This window comes from Paenibacillus sp. sgz302115, assembly GCF_056120445.1.
Genome location: NZ_JBVYOK010000053.1, coordinates 1 through 1,481, shown reverse-complemented (window position 1 = coordinate 1,481; position 1,481 = coordinate 1). Strand labels below are relative to the sequence as shown.

At 59.6% G+C, this 1,481-nt stretch carries 1 protein-coding gene; it reads left to right on the top strand.

Going from position 1 to position 1,481, the window contains the following annotated elements:
• Positions 1-1,481, top strand: a 1,481-nt coding sequence (locus AC0LWN_RS32575) for a chitobiase/beta-hexosaminidase C-terminal domain-containing protein (RefSeq protein ID WP_474672738.1), incomplete at both ends; no start/stop codon positions are given.

Genomic DNA, 1,481 nt, shown 5'->3' with positions numbered 1-1,481 from the left:
ACGGATGGCAGCACGCCGACCAGCGGCAGCGCAGTCTACAGCGCGCCGATTTCATTGACGAGCGCGAAGACCATTAAGGCCATCGCCGTGAAAGCGGGGATGGTAGATAGTCCCGTGTTGAGCGAAGCCTACACGATTATGGCGCAAGTGGACGCGCCAACCGCGAACCCAGCAGGAGGCGCGGTAGCGTCCGGCACAACCGTGGCGCTGAGCTCGGCAACGAGCGGAGCGACGATCTACTACACGACGGATGGCAGTACGCCAACCAGCGGCAGTACGATGTATAGCGCGCCGATTCCATTGACGAGCGCGAAGACGATCAAGGCCATCGCCGTGAAAGCGGGGATGGTAGACAGCGCCGTGTTGAGCGAAGCCTACACGATTATGGCGCAAGTAGACGCGCCAACCGCGAACCCAGCCGGAGGACCATTAGAGTTCGGCACAACCGTGGCGCTGAGCACAACAACGAGCGGAGCCACGATCTACTACACGACAGATGGCAGCACGCCGACCAGCGGCAGCACGGTGTACAGCGCGCCGATTCCATTGACGAGCGCGAAAACAATTAAGGCCATCGCCGTAAAATCGGGGATGGTAGACAGTCCCATGTTGAGCGAAGCCTACACGATTATGGCGCAAGTCGATGCGCCAACCGCGAATCCAACCGGAGGCGCGGTAGCGTCCGGCACAACCATAACGCTGAGCACGACGACGAGCGGAGCGACGATCTACTACACGACAGATGGCAGCACGCCGACCAGCGGCAGTACGGTGTATAGCGCGCCGATTCCATTGACAAGCGCGAAGACGATTAAGGCCATCGCCGTAAAAGCGGGGATGGTAGACAGTCCTGTGTTGAGCGAAGCGTACACGATTATGGCTCAAGTCGACGCGCCAACCGCGAACCCAGCCGGAGGAGCGGTAGCGTCCGGCACAACCGTAACGCTGAGCACAACGACGAGCGGAGCGACGATCTACTACACGACAGATGGCAGCACGCCGACCAGCGGCAGCACGGTTTACAGCGCGCCGATCCCATTGACGAGCGCGAAGACGATCAAGGCCATCGCCGTGAAAGCGGGGATGGTAGACAGCCCCGTGTTGAGCGAAGCCTACACGATTATGGCGCAAGTCGATGCGCCAACCGCGAACCCAGCCGGAGGAGCAGTAGCGTCCGGCACAACCGTGGCGCTGAGCACAACAACGAGCGGCGCGACGATTTACTACACGACAGATGGCAGCACGCCGACCAGCGGCAGTACGGTGTATAGCGCGCCGATCCCATTGACGAGCGCGAAGACGATTAAGGCCATCGCCGTAAAAGCGGGGATGGTAGATAGCCCCGTGTTGAGCGAAGCCTACACGATTATAGCGGATCAGAACAGTACTATTAATCCGGTGAGTGCCAGCTTTGATAAAAACGTGGCTAACCAGGCTGACGTGACAACAGCGCTGACGCTTAACGGCAATACACTTATTAG